This is a genomic window from Brevundimonas sp. NPDC046655 (genome assembly GCF_044901625.1).
Taxonomy (GTDB): Bacteria; Pseudomonadota; Alphaproteobacteria; order Caulobacterales; family Caulobacteraceae; genus Brevundimonas.
In genome coordinates, this window is sequence record NZ_JBJDPV010000001.1 from 138191 (window position 1) to 156729 (window position 18539).

The 18539-nt window shown below is 65.8% G+C and carries 20 protein-coding genes; 8 read left to right on the forward strand and 12 right to left on the reverse strand.

What is annotated here, in order from left to right; genetic code table 11:
* The first annotated feature begins 10 nt into the window (after window positions 1-10).
* A complete protein-coding gene (locus ACI2KI_RS00635) occupies window positions 11-1597 on the forward strand; it encodes a phytoene desaturase family protein (RefSeq protein WP_404616878.1) in 1587 nt (528 codons plus the stop codon).
* Here ACI2KI_RS00635 and ACI2KI_RS00640 read toward each other — a convergent pair whose 3' ends face one another.
* From ACI2KI_RS00640 to ACI2KI_RS00675, 8 genes are all read right to left on the reverse strand, one after another.
* Window positions 1598-1975, reverse strand: a complete 378-nt coding sequence (locus ACI2KI_RS00640) for a response regulator (protein ID WP_292082485.1) — start codon at window positions 1973-1975, stop codon at window positions 1598-1600.
* Window positions 1972-3483 carry an HWE histidine kinase domain-containing protein gene (locus tag ACI2KI_RS00645; RefSeq protein ID WP_404616880.1) on the reverse strand — a complete coding sequence of 504 codons (1512 nt, stop codon included), beginning with the start codon at window positions 3481-3483 and terminating at the stop codon, window positions 1972-1974. The genes ACI2KI_RS00640 and ACI2KI_RS00645 overlap by 4 nt, the downstream gene beginning before the upstream one ends.
* A 127-nt stretch (window positions 3484-3610) precedes the next feature.
* Window positions 3611-4717 (reverse strand): endo-1,4-beta-xylanase, encoded by a 1107-nt coding sequence (locus ACI2KI_RS00650; protein WP_404616882.1) that lies wholly within the window; start codon window positions 4715-4717, stop codon window positions 3611-3613.
* Between the two features lie 202 nt (window positions 4718-4919).
* The gene (bcsS, locus tag ACI2KI_RS00655) at window positions 4920-5645 is read right to left on the reverse strand and encodes a cellulose biosynthesis protein BcsS (RefSeq protein WP_404616884.1); all 726 of its coding nucleotides are present in this window, start codon (window positions 5643-5645) and stop codon (window positions 4920-4922) included.
* Window positions 5646-5737: 92 nt separating this feature from the next.
* The gene (locus ACI2KI_RS00660) at window positions 5738-6874 is read right to left on the reverse strand and encodes an NAD-dependent epimerase/dehydratase family protein (RefSeq protein WP_292082490.1); all 1137 of its coding nucleotides are present in this window, start codon (window positions 6872-6874) and stop codon (window positions 5738-5740) included.
* Between the two features lie 11 nt (window positions 6875-6885).
* Window positions 6886-8319, reverse strand: coding sequence for a glycosyltransferase family 2 protein (locus tag ACI2KI_RS00665; protein ID WP_404616887.1), 1434 nt, complete (start codon window positions 8317-8319; stop codon window positions 6886-6888).
* Window positions 8320-8390: 71 nt separating this feature from the next.
* Window positions 8391-9425 carry a UDP-glucuronic acid decarboxylase family protein gene (locus ACI2KI_RS00670; protein WP_404616889.1) on the reverse strand — a complete coding sequence of 345 codons (1035 nt, stop codon included), beginning with the start codon at window positions 9423-9425 and terminating at the stop codon, window positions 8391-8393.
* A gap of 276 nt (window positions 9426-9701) precedes the next feature.
* On the reverse strand, window positions 9702-10877 hold the full coding sequence (locus ACI2KI_RS00675) for a DNA cytosine methyltransferase (protein WP_404616891.1): 1176 nt from the start codon (window positions 10875-10877) through the stop codon (window positions 9702-9704).
* Between the two features lie 111 nt (window positions 10878-10988).
* Here ACI2KI_RS00675 and ACI2KI_RS00680 point away from each other — a divergent pair, with 111 nt between their 5' ends.
* Window positions 10989-12308, forward strand: a complete 1320-nt coding sequence (locus tag ACI2KI_RS00680) for an Hsp70 family protein (RefSeq protein WP_404616893.1) — start codon at window positions 10989-10991, stop codon at window positions 12306-12308.
* Here ACI2KI_RS00680 and ACI2KI_RS00685 read toward each other — a convergent pair.
* Together ACI2KI_RS00685 and ACI2KI_RS00690 are read right to left on the reverse strand one after the other, a co-directional pair.
* Window positions 12305-12952: a glutathione S-transferase family protein gene (locus tag ACI2KI_RS00685; RefSeq protein WP_404616895.1), complete on the reverse strand. Its 648-nt coding sequence runs from the start codon at window positions 12950-12952 to the stop codon at window positions 12305-12307. The two genes, ACI2KI_RS00680 and ACI2KI_RS00685, sit on opposite strands and share 4 nt — an antisense overlap.
* Before the next feature lie 24 nt (window positions 12953-12976).
* Window positions 12977-13330, reverse strand: a complete 354-nt coding sequence (locus ACI2KI_RS00690) for a hypothetical protein (RefSeq protein WP_404616897.1) — start codon at window positions 13328-13330, stop codon at window positions 12977-12979.
* 124 nt (window positions 13331-13454) lie between these two features.
* Between ACI2KI_RS00690 and ACI2KI_RS00695 the strand changes: the two genes are divergently transcribed.
* Window positions 13455-13808 (forward strand): ArsC family reductase, encoded by a 354-nt coding sequence (locus ACI2KI_RS00695; protein ID WP_404616899.1) that lies wholly within the window; start codon window positions 13455-13457, stop codon window positions 13806-13808.
* Here the strand turns inward: ACI2KI_RS00695 and ACI2KI_RS00700 are convergent.
* Both ACI2KI_RS00700 and ACI2KI_RS00705 read right to left on the reverse strand, forming a co-directional pair.
* Window positions 13805-14044 carry a DUF2188 domain-containing protein gene (locus ACI2KI_RS00700; protein WP_292082501.1) on the reverse strand — a complete coding sequence of 80 codons (240 nt, stop codon included), beginning with the start codon at window positions 14042-14044 and terminating at the stop codon, window positions 13805-13807. The genes ACI2KI_RS00695 and ACI2KI_RS00700 overlap by 4 nt on opposite strands.
* Before the next feature lie 10 nt (window positions 14045-14054).
* Entirely contained in the window at window positions 14055-14549 is a 495-nt protein-coding gene (locus ACI2KI_RS00705) for a hypothetical protein (protein WP_404616901.1), read from the reverse strand.
* On the opposite strand from ACI2KI_RS00705, the gene ACI2KI_RS00710 reads away from it, so the two are divergent.
* From ACI2KI_RS00710 to ACI2KI_RS00730, 5 genes are all read left to right on the forward strand, one after another.
* On the forward strand, window positions 14548-15159 hold the full coding sequence (locus ACI2KI_RS00710) for a DUF6249 domain-containing protein (protein WP_404616903.1): 612 nt from the start codon (window positions 14548-14550) through the stop codon (window positions 15157-15159). The two genes, ACI2KI_RS00705 and ACI2KI_RS00710, sit on opposite strands and share 2 nt — an antisense overlap.
* 24 nt (window positions 15160-15183) lie before the next feature.
* The gene (locus ACI2KI_RS00715) at window positions 15184-15741 is read left to right on the forward strand and encodes an RNA polymerase sigma factor (RefSeq protein ID WP_404616905.1); all 558 of its coding nucleotides are present in this window, start codon (window positions 15184-15186) and stop codon (window positions 15739-15741) included.
* A complete protein-coding gene (locus tag ACI2KI_RS00720) occupies window positions 15731-16156 on the forward strand; it encodes a hypothetical protein (protein WP_404616907.1) in 426 nt (141 codons plus the stop codon). Before ACI2KI_RS00715 ends, ACI2KI_RS00720 begins: the two co-directional genes overlap by 11 nt.
* A 145-nt stretch (window positions 16157-16301) precedes the next feature.
* The gene (locus tag ACI2KI_RS00725) at window positions 16302-17081 is read left to right on the forward strand and encodes a tetratricopeptide repeat protein (RefSeq protein ID WP_404616909.1); all 780 of its coding nucleotides are present in this window, start codon (window positions 16302-16304) and stop codon (window positions 17079-17081) included.
* A gap of 23 nt (window positions 17082-17104) precedes the next feature.
* Window positions 17105-18526 carry a PQQ-binding-like beta-propeller repeat protein gene (locus ACI2KI_RS00730; RefSeq protein ID WP_404616911.1) on the forward strand — a complete coding sequence of 474 codons (1422 nt, stop codon included), beginning with the start codon at window positions 17105-17107 and terminating at the stop codon, window positions 18524-18526.
* Window positions 18527-18539: the final 13 nt, after the last annotated feature.

Genomic DNA, 18539 nt, shown 5'->3' on the forward strand with positions numbered 1-18539 from the left:
GGCGGAAGGCATGACGCAATCACAGACGGATGTCGTCATCCTGGGCGGGGGGCATAACGGGCTGGTCTGCGCCTACTATCTGGCGCGGGCCGGGCTGAAGGTGACGGTGCTGGAACGGCGCGGCGTCGTCGGCGGGGCGGCGGTGACGGAGGAGTTCCATCCCGGTTTCCGCAACTCGACGGCCAGCTATACCGTCAGCCTGTTGAATCCGCGCGTCATCGCCGACATGGAACTGCCGCGCCACGGGCTGCGGGTGGTCGAGCGGCGGGCGGCCAACTTCCTGCCCTTTGACGACGGACGTTACCTGCTGACCGGCGAGGGCCGGACCCAGGCCGAGGTGGCCAAGTTCTCGATCCGCGATGCTGAACGTCTGCCCGACTATGAGGCGCGGCTGGAGACGGTCGCTGCCATCCTGCGCGACCTGATCCTGACCACCCCGCCGAACGTGGTCGAAGGCGGCTGGCTGGCGGCACTGCCGGAGATGCTGAAGGCGGCGTCGCTGGGGCGGCGGGTCTCGGGGCTGGGTCTGGCGGCGCAGCGCGACCTGCTGGACCTGTTCGCCAAGTCGGCGGGTGACTGGCTGGACGGCTGGTTCGAGAGCGACCCGATCAAGGCCCTGTTCGGCTTCGACAGCGTGGTCGGCCACTACGCCAGCCCCTATACGCCCGGTTCAGCCTATGTCCTGTTGCACCATGTCTTTGGCGAGGTGAACGGCAAGAAGGGGGCCTGGGGCCATGCCATCGGCGGCATGGGCGCCATCACCCAGGCCATGGCCGCCGCCTGCGCCGAGCAGGGCGCCGACATCCGGTTGGACGCCTCCGTCGTCGAGGTGCTGACCGAGCGGGGCAGGGCGGTCGGGGCTGTGACCGAGGCGGGCGACGTCATTCGCGCACGCGCCGTCGTCTCCAATCTGCACCCGCGTCTGCTGTTCGACCGGCTGGTGGATCCGGCCGTGGTCCCGGCGGACTTCACCGCGCGGATGAGCCGCTACGCCTCGGGCTCCGGCACCTTCCGCATGAATGTCGCCCTGTCCGAAATGCCGCGTTTCACCGCCTTGCCGCAGGCGGGGGATCATCTGACGGCGGGCATCATCATCGCGCCGACCTTGGACTATATGGACCGCGCCCACGCCGAGGCGCGGCTGAACGGCTGGTCGTCGAAGCCCATTGTCGAGATGCTGATCCCCTCGACCCTGGACGACAGCCTGGCTCCGGCGGGGCGGCACGTCGCCAGCCTGTTCTGCCAGCACGTCTCGCCCGATCTGGCCGACGCGCATCGCGACACCGTGGCCGACCTGATGATCGAGACGATCGACGCCCATGCGCCGGGATTCAAGGCCTCGGTGGTCGGGCGGCTGGCGCTTGGGCCGCGCGATCTGGAGCGGCGCTTCGGCCTGATCGGCGGCGACATCTTCCACGGGCGGTTGACGCTGGATCAGCTGTTCAGCGCCCGGCCGGTGCTGGGCCACGCCGATCACCGGATGCCGGTGCCGGGCCTCTATCTGTGCGGATCCGGCGCCCATCCCGGGGGCGGGGTGACGGGCGCGCCGGGCCACAACGCAGCGCGCGCCGTGCTGAAGGACATCAAGCCGCGCTGATCAGGCCAGACTGATGTTCATCGCCTTCATCAGGGCGTCGCGGATGGCGCCCTCGGTAAAGGGTTTCTGGATGGTCGGATTGCCGCGCCAGTGTTCGGGAAGGCCAGCCTCGCCATAGCCGGTCGAGAAGACGAAGGGCACGCCGCGCGCCTTCAGCGCCTCGGCCACCGGAAAGACTTCGCGACCCGCGACGTTGACGTCCAGAAGGGCGGCGTCCAGCCCGCCTTCAGTCGTCGCGGCCCGCAAGCCGTCGTCGATGTTGGATTCCGGCCCCACCACGGCGCAGCCCATGTCGTCCAGTATGGTTTCCAGCAGCATGGCCACCAGGGACTCGTCTTCGATCACCAGCACGCGACGGCCCTGCAAAGCGTTGGTCATGCGGCTTCCTTGCTCAGGGGGATGGTAATTTCGGCGGTGAAGCCGTCGTCGCGATAGTGCATCTGAACCGTGCCCGCCAGATCATGTCGCACATTGCGTTCGATCAGACGGCTGCCGAATCCCCGGCGTTCAGGCTGGGCCACCGACGGTCCGCCGGTCTCGCGCCAGACGATGCCAAGGTGTGGATTGGTCTGGTCCGCGACCGACCAGTCGACCAGCACGCGCCCTTCGCCTGGCGACAGGGCCCCATACTTGGCGGCGTTGGTCGCCAGTTCGTGGAAGATCATGCCCAGAGACACGGCCATGGCGGGGTCCAGCGCGACATTGGGACCGTTCAGGGTCAGGCGGTGCAGACCGTGGGCCGTCGTTTCGTGCTCCAGCACCTCACGCAGATCGGCCCCTTCCCAATGGCTGCGGGTCAGCAGGTCGTGGGTGTGCGACAGCGACAGGATGCGGGACTGGAAGGTCTCTGCGAAGGAACGCGGATCCTCGTGCGAGCGCGCGGTTTGCATGGCGATCGATTGGACCGTGGCCAGGGTGTTCTTCACTCGATGGTTCAGCTCATCGATCATCAGCTTCTGGCGTTCGGCGGCCAGGACGGTGTCGGTGACGTCATGGCCCTGGACGAAGACTCCCACGATCTCGCCGCCGTTGTCGCGGATCGGCTGATAGATGAAGTTCAGATACCGCGTGGCCAGGGCGGCGTCGGGCGTTTGCTGCAACTGCACCGGGCTTTGGCGGCCGTGGAACGGCTCGCCGGTCGCCAGCACCTCGTCGAGAAAGTCGTAGTAGCCCTGACCCGCCAGTTCGGGCAGGGCTTCGCGGATGGGCTTTCCGACCACGTCGCGATGGCCGATCAACTGGCCGTAGGCGCCGTTGTGCAGCTGGATCACGTGCTCCGGGCCGTTCAGCACCGCCACGAACCCCGGCGTCTGCATGAACATATCGAGCAGTTGTCGCCGCTCGGTCTCCAGCCGGCGATTGTCCGCTTGCACGCTCATGGCGCGGCGGAACATCCCGCCGCCGATGAGGCTGTCCAGAGCAGAGGTCGGTTCTTCGGGCCTCAGGCGCCCGACCTGACGGCGCAGCCGCTCCAGTTCGGTGATGTCGCTGGTGTGCTGCAGGATGTGGGTGACGCGACCCTCGGCGTCCTTGATCGGTGTGTGGGTGCAACTCCAGTACCGATCGTCATAAATCGTCGTCCCGTCAGCCTGCGGCACCGGGATGGGATAGTGAAGCACAGCCAGATGATCGGGCTGGCCCGACGCCAGCACCTTTTGGAAGGAGGTCAAAAGCTGACGAGCGTTTTCCGTCGCTTCCTTGCCCGGTCCGGCGTCGTATTCCTGCATCACGGGTTGACCCAGCAGGTCCTCGCGCCGCCGATGGGTCACGTCGAGATAGGCCTGGTTCATGCCCGCATAGCGCAGCTGGGCGTCCAGCAGCATATAGGGGTTGGGCGAGGCGTCGAACGCAGCGACCAGATCAATTGTTTTGGCGAGTGTACGCAACCTAGCCCCCGGCTTCGCTTCCCTAACGCCAGCCAGACAGAAAGGGTGCGTGTTCCTGCCGCAAAAACTTGCAGCTTGTCCAGCGGTGGCGCTCGCCAGGAGAAATGACGAGTTCTGACATCAGCGGTCAGGCGCTGGCGCCCAGGGACTCGTTCAGGGCCCAGTACATGGGCTTGGGGCTGTAGGCGTCGTCATAGGGCAGGCCGCGGTTGACGCCGTGCGCGGCGCGCGCGCGAGCGTCGATCTGTTCGGTCAACCAGGAGAACTTGTCGGTCAGACCCCAGGTCACCACGCCGCGCACCTCGGGGAAGGCCAGCATGACGTCGAGGTAGCGGCGGGTTTCGTCCGCGACCTTCTGATCACGTGCGGTGGTCGGGGCGGCGGCTTCCGACTCCTTGACGTCCAGCTCGGTCACCGTGATGTCGAGGCCCAGATCGATCAGGGCCTTGGTCATTTCCTGCAGGCCGACGGTGTCGATCGGCCCCTTGGACAGGTCGAGGTGGGCTTGAACCCCCACGCCGTCCAGCGGAACGTTCGCCGCGCGCAGGCGACGGGCGAGGGCGACGAAAGCCTGGCGGCGGGCCTTGTCGACGGGATTGCCGTACTCGAAGCCGTAGTCGTTGATGACCAGATGGGCCTTGGGCGCATGGGTCCGCGCTTCTTCCATCGCGCGCTCGATATAGGTCGGGCCGAAAGCGCGGAAGAAGGTGTTGCGGCGCAAGTTGCGGGCGCCGGTCTGGGTGTCGATGGGCTCGTTGATCACGTCCCATTCTTCGATACGCGAGCCGTAACGGCCCAGCACGCGCGAAAAATGCTCGGACATCAGCCGCCAGTCTCGGCGTTCCAGCATCTCGTGCTTGGCCCAGTCCGGCGTGCTCTGATCCCACAGCAAGGTATGGCCGCGCACGCGCAGGCCATTGTCGTCGGCGAACGTCAGCAGATCATCTACGGGGGCGAAGTGGAACTGCCCCTTGCGCCACTCCAGCGAGTTCCACTTGAGGTGGATCTCGGGGGTCAGCACCTCGCAGTCGCGCAGAATGGCGGCGCGCAGGGCCTTGTCCTGGCGCAGATGGTCGGCGCGGGCGGCGGCGCCATAGTAGCGGCCGCCGCTGCGGGCGGCGTGAGACAGGGAAGGCAGGGCGCTGGAGGCGTCGGACAGGGCGGCGCCTTCTCCCTCGGCCCATGCGCCATGCGGCGCAACGGCGAGCGCCGGCGTCAGCGCAAGACCAGCCAATACGGATCGTCGTGACGGAAGCGTCAGCATACTACGCCTAGCCTTCTCAAGAATCGGAGAAGAGTAAGCGTGATCGTTAAGCTCCCCGGGGATAACGCCGGGTTAACGATTGCCGAGGGGTGGTTTTAGGGCGGAAATGCAGTCGCCGTTTGGCGGCCTATTCTAAGGCTAAGCTTGTCGACGTCCGGTTGATCGTCGGCGATCAGAAGCTGCGGTAGAAGCCGACGCGAACATAGCCGTCGGAGTCGCGGTCATCCCCGTCGCTCAGCCCGGCCGAGATCTGGAACTCGGCCTCTTCGCCGATCTTGACGCCCAGAACGGGGCCGACGTGATAGGCGCTGTAGTTGGAATCCCCGTCGGTGGCGATTTCCAGGCCCGCGCGCAGGCGGCCCGAGGCGCCGACCGTATGGGTCAGGCTGACCAGGGCGTCGTAGTCGTCGAGCTGGAAACCGTAGGAGCCGTACCAATCAACCCGCCAGGGGCCGGCCACATGACCGCCGTCCAGGCTGACCATGACCTCGCCCTCGCCGCCGTCGCGTCGATTGCCGGGGTCTGCCGGGCTGAGGTCGGTGTCGACATAGCGATAGCCGACGCCGACGTTGCCCCAGGTCGGGCCGGAGCCGTAGCGATAGATCAGTTCCGCCTGTCCGCCGGTGAAGTCCGCGTCGATGGTGGTCGGTCCGCTGCGATAGTCATAGCCGCCGGTATAGACAGCCCCGCGCACCGCCCAGCCCTTGCCGTCGACAGAGCCCGGCAGGCCGACCGTCGCGCCTGCATAGGCCGAATCCGCGACGTCCAGCTTGCCGCCGGCGAAGATCGTCACATCGCTCTGCGCCGCGGCGCTTCCGGCCGAGCCGGCTGCGCCGAGGATGAGCAGGGCCGCTGCGAAGAGGGTTTTCGATGCGAAACGACGGCGATGGGCGGTCATGAACTTTCCCTGACGATAGTATCGGCGCGTCGCGTTCTCGGCGGCGCAGAGGAAGGCGCTTCAGCTAAGCTCGATCATTTTGGTTAATACTTTCAGACGACCAGTTTTCCTCGCGCCAGTTCAGCCAGACTCTCGGCGCTACGGTCGACCGGGGGCTTGGTGTGCGAGACCCAGTCGATCAGTTCCGCCATCCCGGTTTCCATGTCCCGCTCCGGCTTGAAGCCGTAGGCTTGCTCGATCCTGGAGATGTCGCCGAAGCAGTGGCGGATGTCGCCGACGCGATACTTGTTCAGCACTTCGGGCGCGATGTTCTTGCCCAGAAGGCGGGCCAGAACGCCGGCGATTTCATTCACCGAGATCGGGGTTCCGCTGCCGACGTTGAACACGTCCCAGGTCTGACGATCGCTGTCGAGGACAGTCGCGAAGGCGCGGGCCACGTCCTGGACGTGAACAAAGTCGCGCATCTGCCGTCCATCCTCGAACACCAGGGGCGGCTGGTCGTTGAGCAGGCGCGCGATGAAGATGGCGGCGACCCCGGTGTAGGGGTTGCTAAGGGCCTGACGCGAGCCATAGGCGTTGAACAGGCGCAGGGCCACTGTGGGGATCTGAAGCGCCCGCCCGACCGAGAGGAACATCTCTTCGTGGTCGCGTTTGTTCACCGCGTAGATGGAGTTGGGCTGCAGCAGCTTGTCTTCGGCGGTGGGGACGGGTTCCAGTTCCTCGCCGTCGATCATGACTTCCCACTGTCGCGCCTCAAGCTGGGCGTGCGGGCGGACATCGGCGGTGACGTGGGTGTTGGTCGAGGGCCGGATGTAGTCGCCCTCGCCATAGATGGACATGGACGAGGCCACGGCCATGCGCTGGATCGTGTGCGGCCTTTGAGACAGCACCTCCAGCATGACGGCTGCGGTCATGACATTGTTGCGGGTGTAGTCGACGATGTTGGTCATGCTCTGGCCGACCCCGACCGAGGCCGCCAGGTGGGCCAGGTGGGTGACGCCGTCAAGCGCGGCCTCGAACACGCCCTCGTCCAGCAGGTCGCCCTTGATGCGGCGCGCGCGCGGATCGAGGTAGGTCGGCCAGCCGTCGGCGTCCATTTCGCCGTCCGCGTGGACCTGGGGTGACAGGTTGTCGAGCACGCTGACGCGATAGCCACGCGCCAACATGGCGTCCGTCAGGTGCGAACCGATGAAGCCGGCGCCGCCCGTGATCAGGATATGCTTGTCCATGATCGATCCGCTCAATGGTCGTGGCGAAGGACGCCGTACTGATCCAGCTTGGACCGCACGAGCGTATTGTTGGCGTCGACCTTCTCGGTCCGCTGCCAGACCTGGCCGCTGTCCTTCAGGTACATGACGAAGCCGAGCGTCAGCGGAATGATCCAGACGCACCACCAGATCATCACGAAGATCGGATTGACCATCAGCATGTAGCCGATCCGCTCGCTGGTGCGCTCCAGAACCAGTCCGGTCCGCGTCCAGGTCCTCATGTAGAGCCCGACGATCAGGACGGTGAAGGCGATGATGTTGAAGATCGACAGGATCACCAGCCACAGGGGAAGGAAGTCGTCGCCGTTGAAGAAGCGCCACGCCGCCCAGATCCCCAGCGGGATGCCCAGGGTGTTCACCCACAGGGACATGCAGGGCAGGAAGTTGGTCCAGGCGCGCAGGCGCTCGCCGAAGGTGAAGTCCATCTCCTTCAAGGGCGTGCCGAGGCTCTGGAAGAAGCCGGCGACCCAGCGTTTCCGCTGCGTGATGCCTTCGCCGAAGGTTTCGGGCACCTCTTCGATCAGGGAGTTGTCGATGATGCCGAGCGTCTTGCCGTTCTTCCAGAAGCGCTCGCCGACCTCGGGGTCCTCGATGGTGATCCACGGGTGGAAGCCGCCGAGGGCGATGAGGTCATCGACCTTGAAGAACAGTCCCTTGCCCAGGACCCAGAAGGGCTGCTTGGGGTCCGACAGGTGGCCGTACTTGGCCCCGTCCCAGGTCATGTGGTCGAAGGCGTGGAAGGCGGCGGGCAGGCTGGCCGTCAGATTGCCGGCGACGTTGCGCGCCTGCAGCACGTCATAGGTCTGCAGGCCGATGGCGGCGGCCTTGAAATGGTCGGCCGGCGGGCAGCTGTCGGCGTCGATATAGTTGAGGGTCAGGTTCGCCTTGTCCCGATAGGTCTCGGCGACCTGATAGAGGGCGTAGATCAGTTGCCGGGTCTTCTTGGGCGGCAGATCCTTGACCCCGGCGCGCTTGCCGCGATGCCACCAGTAGGCCTTGGGGTTGGCGTCCCAGGCGTTCCAGACAGGATCCCAACGCGGGTCGCTCGTCGGCGGAACCTCGAGGATTTCGACGAAGGGGTAGGCCGCCGTCAGCCGGCTCAGGCTGGCGATGGTCTCAGTGTCGTCAGCGTTGGGAATGGCCACCACCCGATAGCGATCACGCGGATAGTCCAGCTTGGCCAGGGCGGTGAAGGTGGTCTCCATCGTGCGCTCGAGCTCGCGCAGAACCGGGTAGAGCAGGACGATGAACGGCATTTCCGCTTCGGCAGGCATGGGGGCGTCCATGTCCACGCGATTGACGCGCAGGGCGCGGAAATACATCTCGAGCAGGAAGCAGCCCAGGTAAAGCAGCTGGGATATGGCGAACAGCCAGATCAGGATCGTCGGAACGCTGTAGTTTTGCATCGAAAGGCCCGCCCAGGATTTCCGTGTTGGAGTGTCGTTCCAGTCGTTTCGTGCGTTTCTCTTAGGGTGCGTCAGGAGGCGAACGCGCTTGTCGGGCTGCGGCCGCTGTTTCTCATCTCGTCCATGAAGTAGGCGATGGTCCTGGACAGGCCGTCATGCAGGGGCACCTGCGGCGACCAGTTCAGGCGCGCCAGGGCGCGTGAAATGTCCGGCTTGCGTCGACGAGGGTCGTCCTCCGGCAGGGGGTGATAGACGATCCTGGAGCTGGATCCCGCCATGGCCAGGATCTGCTCGGCCAGTTCATTGACTGTGGTCTCGTTGGGATTGCCGATGTTGATGGGGCCGTCGATGTCGGCGTCCGCGTTCATCAGGCGCACGAAGCCCTCGACCAGATCATCGACGAAGCAGAAGGAGCGGGTCTGCTCGCCGCTGCCGTAGATGGTGATGTCCTCGCCCAGCAGGGCCTGGACGATGAAGTTCGACACCACCCGCCCGTCGTCGGGGTGCATCCGCGGGCCATAGGTGTTGAAGATGCGCACGATCCGCGTCGTCAGTCCGTGCTGGGCGCCGAAGTCCGTGACCAGGGTTTCGGCGAAGCGCTTGCCCTCGTCATAGCAGGACCGGGGGCCGACCGTATTGACGTTGCCCCTGTAGTTTTCGGTCTGTGGATGAACTTCGGGGTCGCCGTAGATCTCTGACGTCGAGGCCTGGAAGAAGCGCGCGTGATCAGTCGCGGCCCTGTTCAGAAGATTGAGCGTACCGAGCGAGCAAGTCAGGGCCGTTTTGACACGATCATACTGATAGTGAACAGGAGACGCCGGGCAGGCCAGATTATATATCTGATCAACGGCAGGCAGATCGTCCGGAACAGGGTCGTTGATGTCGTGATGTATCAGGGTAAATCGACCCGATGATTCCAAGTGTTCGACGTTCTGCGGTCTTCCTGTATGGAAGTTGTCTATGCAGATCACTGTGTGACCATTTTCGATCAATCGCGCGCAGAGATGCGATCCAAGGAAACCTGCTCCACCAGCAACAATGATTGTTGCTTTGTCGGATTCGTAAAAGGTCTCGTTACGATTGTAGAAATGACGATTTTCAACCATCTCTTACGATCCTAAGTGATCAGGTGTCTTTAATCTGTTCTGAAAAGATCTACGACTGCATTCATCTGACGCGGGAATTCCCGAAAGCGCAAGCGGCACATTAAGAACTTGTTAACCAATGGTGCGGCCATGGGTTCCGTCCGCATTTCGACGGAAATGCGGCGACGGTCCGGCGCGCGGGCGCCGGATGATCGGTGTGTGGACAGGATTGGACGCGGGGCGGACCGGAAGGCGGCGAAGCGCCTCAGGCGGTCAGGTCCGAGACGGTGGGGCCAGTCAGGCGGCTTGAACGTCCCTGACGACGGCGGTCACGCCGTGAACCAGCGGCTCGAACACATGCTCGGCCAGATGCCGCACGACCGGCGCCGCCACCCCGTCGCCGGTCAGGTGATAGGCGTCGCTGTATTGCCGGGGCAGGACGTAGCTGTCCTTCAGCCCCATCAGCCGCGCCGTCTCGCGGGCCGAGATCAGACGTGAACGGATGCGGCGCCCCTCGACCACCAGGATGACCTGACGGCTGGACCCGCCCGAGGGGGTGCGCAGGCAGCCGGCCACGTCGTCGAAGCGAACCTCGGCGCGTTGCACCTTGGCGCCGGTCTCATCGATGCGGGTCCGGCGATAGACGCCCCCGACCATGCGGCGCCCGGCGCGCTTGGCGGCGGCGACCTTGGCCAGGTGGACCGGCGACATCATGTCGAGCAGCTTCTTCGTCTCCGCCTGGGTGTGCCAGGCGACGCTGGTGGGGCGGTCCTCGATGATGTCGGCGAAGGTGATGATGCGGCGCTCGGGCGTCGGCACGTTCCACCATAGCAGGCTGTCACGCACATCCTCGGGCAGGTTCCCCACCGCGCGGCGCAGGGCGCGGGTGTGGAAGGGCTCGATGGGCTCCGGCGACAGCAGGTCGGGCGCGACCTCGACGTCGGCGCGCACGCCGATGACGAACAGGCGCGGGCGCGACTGGGGCACGAACAGATCGGCGTTGATGACCAGGGCGCCGTATCGATAGCCGGCCTCGGCAAAGGTCCGGCAGATGGCCTCGAAATCCTTGCCGCCGTGCGACGTCAGGGCGCCGCAGACGTTCTCGACCGCCACCATGCGCGGGGCGCGCTTGTCCTTAATCAGGCCGTGGATCAGGTCCCAGAAGGCGTAGAAGGTGCCGGACCGCTCGCCCTTCAGCCCCGCGCCGGCGCCGGCCAGCGACAGGTCCTGACAGGGGAAGGAGCCCCAGACCATGGCGGCCGTGCCCGGCAACTGGGCCGCGTCCAGGGCGCGGATGTCGCCCACCGTCAGCTCGCCGCCGGTGCCCCAGTTGGCCTGATAGGAGAAGCCCTTCTTGGCGTCGAAATCATTGGCGAACAGGCAGGTCCAGGCAGGCCCCAGACCGGCGCGGACCATGCCGCCGCCGGCGAAGAACTCGTAGAAGCTGGGGGCTGAGGGGGACGAATCGCGCATCCGGGCACTGTGGCGCAGGCGGGCCTCCATTTCCACGCTCGGCACACGCGCCCTTGACGTGAGCGGGCAGGGGTCTAGGAACCCCGGCCCCTCTCCCCGCAGGTTCTCCCCATGACGTCCGCGACGCCCGCCACCATCGGCATCGACTTCGGCACGACCAATACGGTGGTGTCGCTGACCCACGGCGACGGCCCGGCGACCCTGGTGCGGTTCCAGGCGGACGAGAAGGATCTGTTCGCCTTCCGCTCGGCCTTGAGCTTCCAACTGCACGAGGCGCGCGATGGCGGCGCGCCCGAACGGGTCATCGAAGCCGGTCCCTGGGCCATCGAGGCCTATGTCGAGGACCCGCTGGACACCCGCTTCATCCAGTCGTTCAAGACCTTCGCCGCCAGCGCCGCCTTCACCGAGACCCGGATCGACAACCGCCGCTATCAGTTCGAGGACCTGTTGTCAGCCTTCCTGCTGCGGCTGAAGCACCATGCCGACGGGGCGATGGACGACCTGCCGCCGCGCATCATCGTCGGTCGGCCCGTGACCTTCGCCGGGGGCAATCCCAACGAGGCCCTGGCGCTGGAGCGGTATGAGGCGGCCTTCGCACGTCTGGGCTTCACCGACATCCGCTACGCCTACGAGCCCGTCGGCGCGGCCTTCTTCTTTGCGCGCGAGCTGAAACAGGACGCCAATGTCCTGGTCGCCGACTTCGGCGGCGGCACCAGCGACTTCTCCATCGTGCGGTTCGAACGAGCCGACGGCGCCTTGAAGTCCACGCCGTTGGCGCGGTCGGGCGTGGGCGTGGCGGGCGACGCCTTCGACTATCGGATCATCGACCAGCTGGTCTCGCCGGAACTGGGCAAGGGCAGCCTGTACCGGGCCTTCGACAACCGCCTGCCGATCCCGCAGCGATACTACAGCGCCTTTGCGCGTTGGGATCAGCTGGCCTTGCTGCGGGCGTCCAAGGATATGCGCGACATTCGCGGTCTGGCCACGACGGCGCTGGAGCCCGAGAAGATCGAGCGCCTGATCGAGGTGCTGGACGACAACCACGGCTATGCCCTCTACCGCGCCGTGTCGGGTTTGAAAGAGGCCCTGTCGCGGGACGAGGAGGCGGTCTTCTCCTTCGTCGCCGGTTCGGTGCGGATCGAGAAGCCGGTCAAGCGCACCGACTTCGAAGGCTGGATCGCGCCTGAGCTTCAGGCCATGGAGGCCGCCGTCGACGAAGCCATGGCCCAGTCGGGTCTGGAGGGGACGCAGATCGACCGCGTCTTCCTGACCGGCGGCACCTCCTTCGTGCCGGCGGTGCGCGACATCTTCATCCGCCGCTTCGGGGCTGACCGCATCGAGACGGGCGGCGAGTTCGAATCCATCGCCTCGGGCCTGGCCCTGATCGGGCGCGAGGCCGATCTGGACCTGTGGAGCCAGAAGGCCGCTTAATCCCGGTCGGGCGCGCCCAACGGGAAATAAGCGCGGTAGGGCCGGGCCTTATCCACGGCCCGCGCCATCGACGGCCGGGTCAGCAGCCGGGCGCGATAGGCTTTCAGCGTCGCGAACCGATCCGCGATCGGGTGCGACCAGTCGGCGTAGAACAGCGCGGGCGCGGCGGCGCAGTCGGCCAGGCTGAAACCGTGGTCGGTCGCCCATTCCCGCCCCGCCAGCCGTTCGTCAAGCCAGGCGTAGGCGGTCTCCAGCATCCGCTTCGCCTCGGCCACGCCATAGGGATCGCGGTCGCCCTCGGGCCGCAGGGCGTCGGCCACCAGCTTCTGCTGCGGGCTCGAGACATAGTGGTCGAACACCCGGTCCATCATCCGCACCTCGACGGCGGCGGCCGGATCGTCGGGGATCAGCCGCACCGGGCCGGGATGATGCACGGCCAGATCCTCGATGATGGCCGTGGCCTCGACAACCGTGCGGTCGCCGTCCAGCAGCACCGGGAACTTGCCGACCGGCCATAGCGTCTTCAGTTCGGCGAAGGCGGCCTCGCCCTCCAGCAGCCGGAATTCGAAGGGCGTGTCGTTCTCATACAGCGCGATCAGCGCCTTCTGGCAGTAGGACGAGAAGGGGTGGGCGTAGAGCTTCATGGGCGATCCGAAGGAATGTCAGGGTCAAAGACCAAAGATGCTGACCTGCTCGTCGTGTGCAGCCGCGCGCGAAAGCCACGCGATCACCTCATTGATCATCGTGGTGGTAGCAGCATCGTCGTAGGCCAAGTCGCGGATGGCTTCGATCAGGGCGGGCAAACTCGCCTGTGGAATCGCCGTGACGTCGTATCGAGCGCTTCGGTGCCAATTCGAGAGAGCTAACTCGATTGCAGGTTCGAGTCTGTCGAACGCATCTTCGCTGACCGCGACGCCCTTTACCGAACGATCGCGCCAATCGCCTGTACCGAACTGAATGACCTCACCAGTGGCGAGGCCGTCAACGTAGGCAGAGGATATATCTGGTTCGCCGTTGTCCATTGATGGATGCTCGCACAAGGTCGCCTAGGTCGGTAGCCAGCACCGCGCTGGAACAATGGACGAAATTTGACCCCTCCGCTTCCCGATGCCAGATCGCGGCCCTCAGCAAGCGAGGGAGCGCCCCATGACCATCACCCTGTACGGCATCAAGGCCTGCGACACGATGAAGAAGGCGCGTGTCTGGCTGGACGGGCAGGGCGTGGACTACGCCTTTCATGACTACAAGGCCGCGGGCGCGAACAAGGCGGATCTGGAGCGCTGGATCGCCGAGCATGGCTGGGAGGCGGTGCTGAACCGCGCCGGAACCACCTTCCGCAAGCTGTCGGACGCGGAGAAGGCCGACCTGAACGCCGACAAGGCGGTCGCCCTGATGCTGGCCCAGCCGTCGATGATCAAGCGACCGGTGCTGGACCTGGGCGACGGGCGGACCCTGGTGGGCTTCAAGCCCGAACGCTACGCCGAGGCATTTTCCGCCTAATCCTCGACTGCGGTTTCCGGGCGGTCGTGGCCGTCGGCGCGCTCGGTGATCCACTGGCCCGACGTATCCTCGAACTCGATCCACGAAGTGCGGTCCGGCACCTGCTGCTCGCGCGACACGGCGACAGCGGCGGCGCGCGCGGCGTCATGGGTGGCGAAGGTCTCGGAGAAGCTGTCGCCCAGCTTGTAGGCCCAGCCGCCGTCGTGGGGGACGATGCGATAAACGATACGGGTCACGCGGTTTCCTTCAGGCAAGAGCCGTCGCCGACAGGCGACGACGGCGGGACAGAAGCTGCAGGGTCACGCCCAGGATCAGCAGGACCAGCAGGGTCAGCTGGAAACCGACCACCAACGGGTCCTCGACGCCGGAGGCGACCGGATCGCCGGCCGGCAGTCGGGTCAGGGTCTCGGTGACGCTGGGCAGCAGCAGGGTGAAGTAGGAAATGCTCAGCGCGATGGTCTCGATCGACCAGCGATAGTGGGCCAGGGGCTTGATGAAGCCGACCGTCGCCCCGACCGTCAGCGAGATCAGGCTGAGCGCCGCGACGGCCGCGCCCGGCGGGGTCTTGATGACGAAAATGGCCGAGATGGCGCCGATGAACATGAAAGCCAGATAGGCCTTGCCCCACCGCGTGGCGGGGTCGATCCGTCCATGCATCAGCAGCAGGATGAGGCCGATGGGGACGGCGGGCAGGCTGCCGAGCGTATGAAACCAGCCCAGCGCAGACAGTTGGGGCAGCATGGCGGACACCTCAGGGTCAGGAGGAAGGATCAAGGCCACTGCACGCGCGAACGACGCCGCACAGCCACCGTTGACCGCCCTTGAGCCGCTGTCGAGTCACGCTGTGGTGACGTCGGCGCCACCTTACAAAGAGTTCATGCGCGATCCTGCATCTGATCGGCCCGCTCATGACCTCTTGTTATCAGAAGGCCGCAGCGTCACGCTCGGCTCCACTGTTCAAGAAGGGGCGAAACCCATGGAAGAGTTCATTCCCGTTGCATTCTTCATCATGATCGGTGCGATCGTGATCGTGCCGAGCTGGCTGAAGAGCAAGGAGCGCAAGGAGATGCAGGCGACTTTGCGCTCGGCCATCGAAAAGGGCCAGCCGCTGCCGCCGGAAGTCATCGACTCGCTGAGCAAGGACAACATCAAGCCCCCGGCGTCCGCGGCGCGCGACCTGCGTGTCGGCGTCATCCTGCTGGCGGTCAGCCTGGGCGTCGCCCTCTTTGGCTACATGGTCAGCTTCGCCGAGATGGACGCCTTCTATCCGATCGCCGGCAGCGCCGCGGTGCCCGGCATGATCGGTCTGGCCTTCATCATTCTGAGCATCTTCAACAAGAACAAGGGTTGAGGCGGGCCGGGAGGGGAGACCGTCATGGCCAAGCCTTTACGCGATCTGCACGATGTCGAGCTCGCCGCCCTGTCGGCGGCGGGCGGGCGTCGCGAGTTCGGGGAGCTGGTGCGTCGCCACAGTCCGGCGGTGCGCGGCCTGCTGCGTCGGATGGGGGCGCAGCCCGCCCTGGCCGACGACGTGGCCCAGGACGCCTTTCTGTTGGCGTTCGAGAAGTGCGCCGAGTTCAGGGGCGAGGGGACCTTCGGCGCCTGGATCAAGCGGATCGCCGCCCGTCTGTATCTGAAGCGTCGCTCGAAGGACGCCCGCTACGTGGCCGAGGTCGAGAACGACGAGATCGCGCCCAATGTCGACAGCGCCGGGCGCATGGATCTGGACGAGGCGATGAAGGGGCTGACTGAACCGGAGCGCCTGTGCGTCTCCCTGTGCCACGGGGCGGGCCTGTCCCATCCTGAAATCGCGGCCGCCATTAATTTGCCGCTTGGAACGGTGAAATCTCATGTCAAGCGTGGTCTGGATAAACTTCGGGCCCGGCTCCAACCGGAGCCGGTTGCTCACGGGAGCGCGTCCCATGTCGGTTGATGAGTTCGACCCTGCCATCGAGCGCCTGTTCGCCAAGGCTCCGGCCTTTGCCGATTCGGCCCAGTTCGAGGCTGCCCTGGCGGCGAAGCTGAATAAATCCTCGCGTTTCCGGACCGTGGCCCTGTCGATTGCGGGGCTGGTCGGCGGCGTCATCGCCGTGCGCGAGGTTCTGAACGTCAATTTCAACTTCACCGAGTCGTCGGCGTCCGCATCGACGGGCGCGCAGCCTGTCGTTCAGGGATTGAGCATGGCGGGCGTGGATGGCGCTCAGGCCCTCCAGTCCTTGCTGGATCGGGTCGGTCTGGCCGGGGTGGATATGAGCTCCATGGGCGGAATGCAGATGTTCTGGGCCACGGCCGGGGTTCTGGTCGCGCTGCTTGCGGCCGGGGTCGTGAAGCTGTCGCAGGAAATCTGAGCGCCGTTTTCCTGCCGAAGTCGCGACCTACTGCTGAAATTTCAGGTCGCGGCGCAAACGCCTGCGTTGCGGGCAGGACGACGACCCTCTAGGGTCGCGCCGGTTTAGCGACCAGTCTTGGCAGCGGTTTTTGGGGCGACGTTTCGTGGTTGATGTCTTCGAACAGGTCGAGGAGGAGCTTCGCTCCGATCGATACAAGCGTATGGCCCGCACCTGGCTGCCGATCGGCGCAGGTCTGCTGGCGGTCGCCCTGGTCGCCGCCCTGGGCTGGTGGGGCTGGCAGAGCTATGTGACGAATCAGGCCGACAAGGCCTCTGCCGCCTATGATCGCGGCATGATCGCCCTGCAGGCCAATAATCCGTCGGGCGCTGACGCCGCCTTCGCCGAAGCCGCCAAGTCGGGCAACGGCGCCTACAAGGCCTTGGCCCTGATGCAGCAGGCTGGAATCGCCGTTTCTGCCAACAAGACCGAGGATGCGGTCAAGCTGTTCGACGACGCCGCCAAGGCCGCTGGCGATCCGATCATCGCCGACGCCGCCGCGATCAAGGCTGTCTTCCTGCTGATGGACACCGCTCCGCTGGCCGATATCCAGAAGCGTCTGGAGCCTCTGGCGAACGACAAGCGCCCGCTGCACGCCTTCGCGCAGGAAGCCCAGGCCATGGCCCTGCTGCAACATGGCAAGACCGCCGAAGCGCGTCAGATCTTCGTTCAGCTGCAACTGGGTCAGAACGTGCCGGACGACATCCGCCAGCGCGCCCAGGCGGGCGTGCAGGCGGTTGATTCGGGCACTGCGCCTGCTCTGGCCGACATCGTTCGCGCCGCCGTGGCCCTGCCGACGCCGACTGCGGCGCCCGCCGTCGCTGCGGCTCAAGCTCCGGCCGCTCCCGCATCTGCGGAAGCGGCGCCCGCCGCCGCTCGCCCGTAATCGACGCTTTCAGGACGCCCCGCATGAACCGAACGCTGAAAGTCGCCCTGCTGTGCGGTCTGGCCATGACCGTCGCTTCCTGCGGCACGGTGCGCAGCGCCTTGCCGTTCGGTCTGGGCGGACAAAAGGAAGACACCGCCAAGGCGACCGAAGGTCAGCGCATCTCGATCCTCGAGTTCGAACAGCAGTTGGCCCCGTCGGCCGCCCTGTCGGGCCGTGACTTCTTCCTGCCGGGACCGCAGGCCGCGACGGCCTGGACCCAGCCCGGCGGCAACGCCGAGAACGCGGTCGAGCACGTCATCGCCGCCCCTGAGTTCACGGTCGCGTGGAAGCGCAACATCGGCGCCGGCTCCAGCAAGACGCGTCAGGTCATGGCGCCCGTCGTGGCCGACAACGGCAAGGTTTTCGTTCTGGACGGCGAGGCCGGAGTGACCGCCGTCGACGCCGGCACGGGCGCGGTCCTGTGGAAGGCTGACGTCAAGGTCGACGAGGCCGACCGCGGTTCACGCTTCCTGGGCATCGGCTTCGGCGGCGGTGCAGGCGGTGGCGGCTTCGGCGGCGGCGTGGCCGTAGGCAGCGGCAAGGTCTTCGTCTCTTCGGGCTATCGCTCCATGACGGCGCTGGACGCCGCGACGGGTGCGGTGGTCTGGACGTCTAAGGTCGATCTGCCGATCCACGGCGCGCCGACGGTGCAGGGGCAGCGCGTCTTCGTCATCGACGTCGACAACCAGCTGATCGCCTTCAACGTGAATACGGGCCAGCAGGACTGGTCCTATCGCGGCATCACCGAGCCGGCCCGCATCATGCGCGCCTCCAGTCCGGCGGTCAGCGGCGACACTGTTCTGGCGCCATTCTCCTCGGGTGAACTGGTGGCGCTGCGTGCGTCGAACGGCCAGCCCGTCTGGCAGGAAGTCCTGTCACGCACCAGCCGCACCAGCGCCCTGTCGGAAATCCGCGACATCGCCGGTCGTCCGGTCGTCAGCCGCGGCTTCGTCTACGCTATCAGCCAGTCGGGCGTCCTGCAGTCGATGGACATCCGCTCGGGTCAGGCCAAATGGTCGCTGCCGGTCGCCGGCGTCAATGCCCCTCTGCCGGTCGGCGACGTCGTCTATGTCGTGTCCAAGGCGGGCGAACTGACCGTAGTCAACCGCGACTCGGGCCAAGTCTACTGGACCCGCGACCTGAACGAGGGCCGCGTCCGCAAGGAAGGCGGCGTTCTGGGCTTCGGCAAGCGCACCGTGCGTCCGACCTGGTCGGGTCCGATCCTGGCCTCGAACCGTCTGGTGCTGGTCAATTCAGACGGCGAGGCCGTGGCCTTTGATCCGAAAACCGGCGCGCAGCAGTCCAGCGTCCGGCTGGGCGCGGCGGCCTATATCGCTCCGGCCGCCTACAACGGCGCCCTTTATGTCCTGACGGACAAGGGCGAACTGGTCAGCATCCGCTGATCTTTTTCTGAAT

Coding starts and splice junctions, on each gene's coding strand:
- ACI2KI_RS00635 (WP_404616878.1), top strand. CDS start 11: ATGACGCAATCACAGACGGATGTCGTCATCCTGGGCGGGGGGCATAAC.
- ACI2KI_RS00640 (WP_292082485.1), bottom strand. CDS start 1,975: ATGACCAACGCTTTGCAGGGCCGTCGCGTGCTGGTGATCGAAGACGAG.
- bcsS (WP_404616884.1), bottom strand. CDS start 5,645: ATGACCGCCCATCGCCGTCGTTTCGCATCGAAAACCCTCTTCGCAGCG.
- ACI2KI_RS00660 (WP_292082490.1), bottom strand. CDS start 6,874: ATGGACAAGCATATCCTGATCACGGGCGGCGCCGGCTTCATCGGTTCG.
- ACI2KI_RS00665 (WP_404616887.1), bottom strand. CDS start 8,319: ATGCAAAACTACAGCGTTCCGACGATCCTGATCTGGCTGTTCGCCATA.
- ACI2KI_RS00670 (WP_404616889.1), bottom strand. CDS start 9,425: ATGGTTGAAAATCGTCATTTCTACAATCGTAACGAGACCTTTTACGAA.
- ACI2KI_RS00675 (WP_404616891.1), bottom strand. CDS start 10,877: ATGCGCGATTCGTCCCCCTCAGCCCCCAGCTTCTACGAGTTCTTCGCC.
- ACI2KI_RS00680 (WP_404616893.1), top strand. CDS start 10,989: ATGACGTCCGCGACGCCCGCCACCATCGGCATCGACTTCGGCACGACC.
- ACI2KI_RS00685 (WP_404616895.1), bottom strand. CDS start 12,952: ATGAAGCTCTACGCCCACCCCTTCTCGTCCTACTGCCAGAAGGCGCTG.
- ACI2KI_RS00690 (WP_404616897.1), bottom strand. CDS start 13,330: ATGGACAACGGCGAACCAGATATATCCTCTGCCTACGTTGACGGCCTC.
- ACI2KI_RS00695 (WP_404616899.1), top strand. CDS start 13,455: ATGACCATCACCCTGTACGGCATCAAGGCCTGCGACACGATGAAGAAG.
- ACI2KI_RS00710 (WP_404616903.1), top strand. CDS start 14,548: ATGGCGGACACCTCAGGGTCAGGAGGAAGGATCAAGGCCACTGCACGC.
- ACI2KI_RS00705 (WP_404616901.1), bottom strand. CDS start 14,549: ATGCTGCCCCAACTGTCTGCGCTGGGCTGGTTTCATACGCTCGGCAGC.
- ACI2KI_RS00715 (WP_404616905.1), top strand. CDS start 15,184: ATGGCCAAGCCTTTACGCGATCTGCACGATGTCGAGCTCGCCGCCCTG.
- ACI2KI_RS00720 (WP_404616907.1), top strand. CDS start 15,731: ATGTCGGTTGATGAGTTCGACCCTGCCATCGAGCGCCTGTTCGCCAAG.
- ACI2KI_RS00730 (WP_404616911.1), top strand. CDS start 17,105: ATGAACCGAACGCTGAAAGTCGCCCTGCTGTGCGGTCTGGCCATGACC.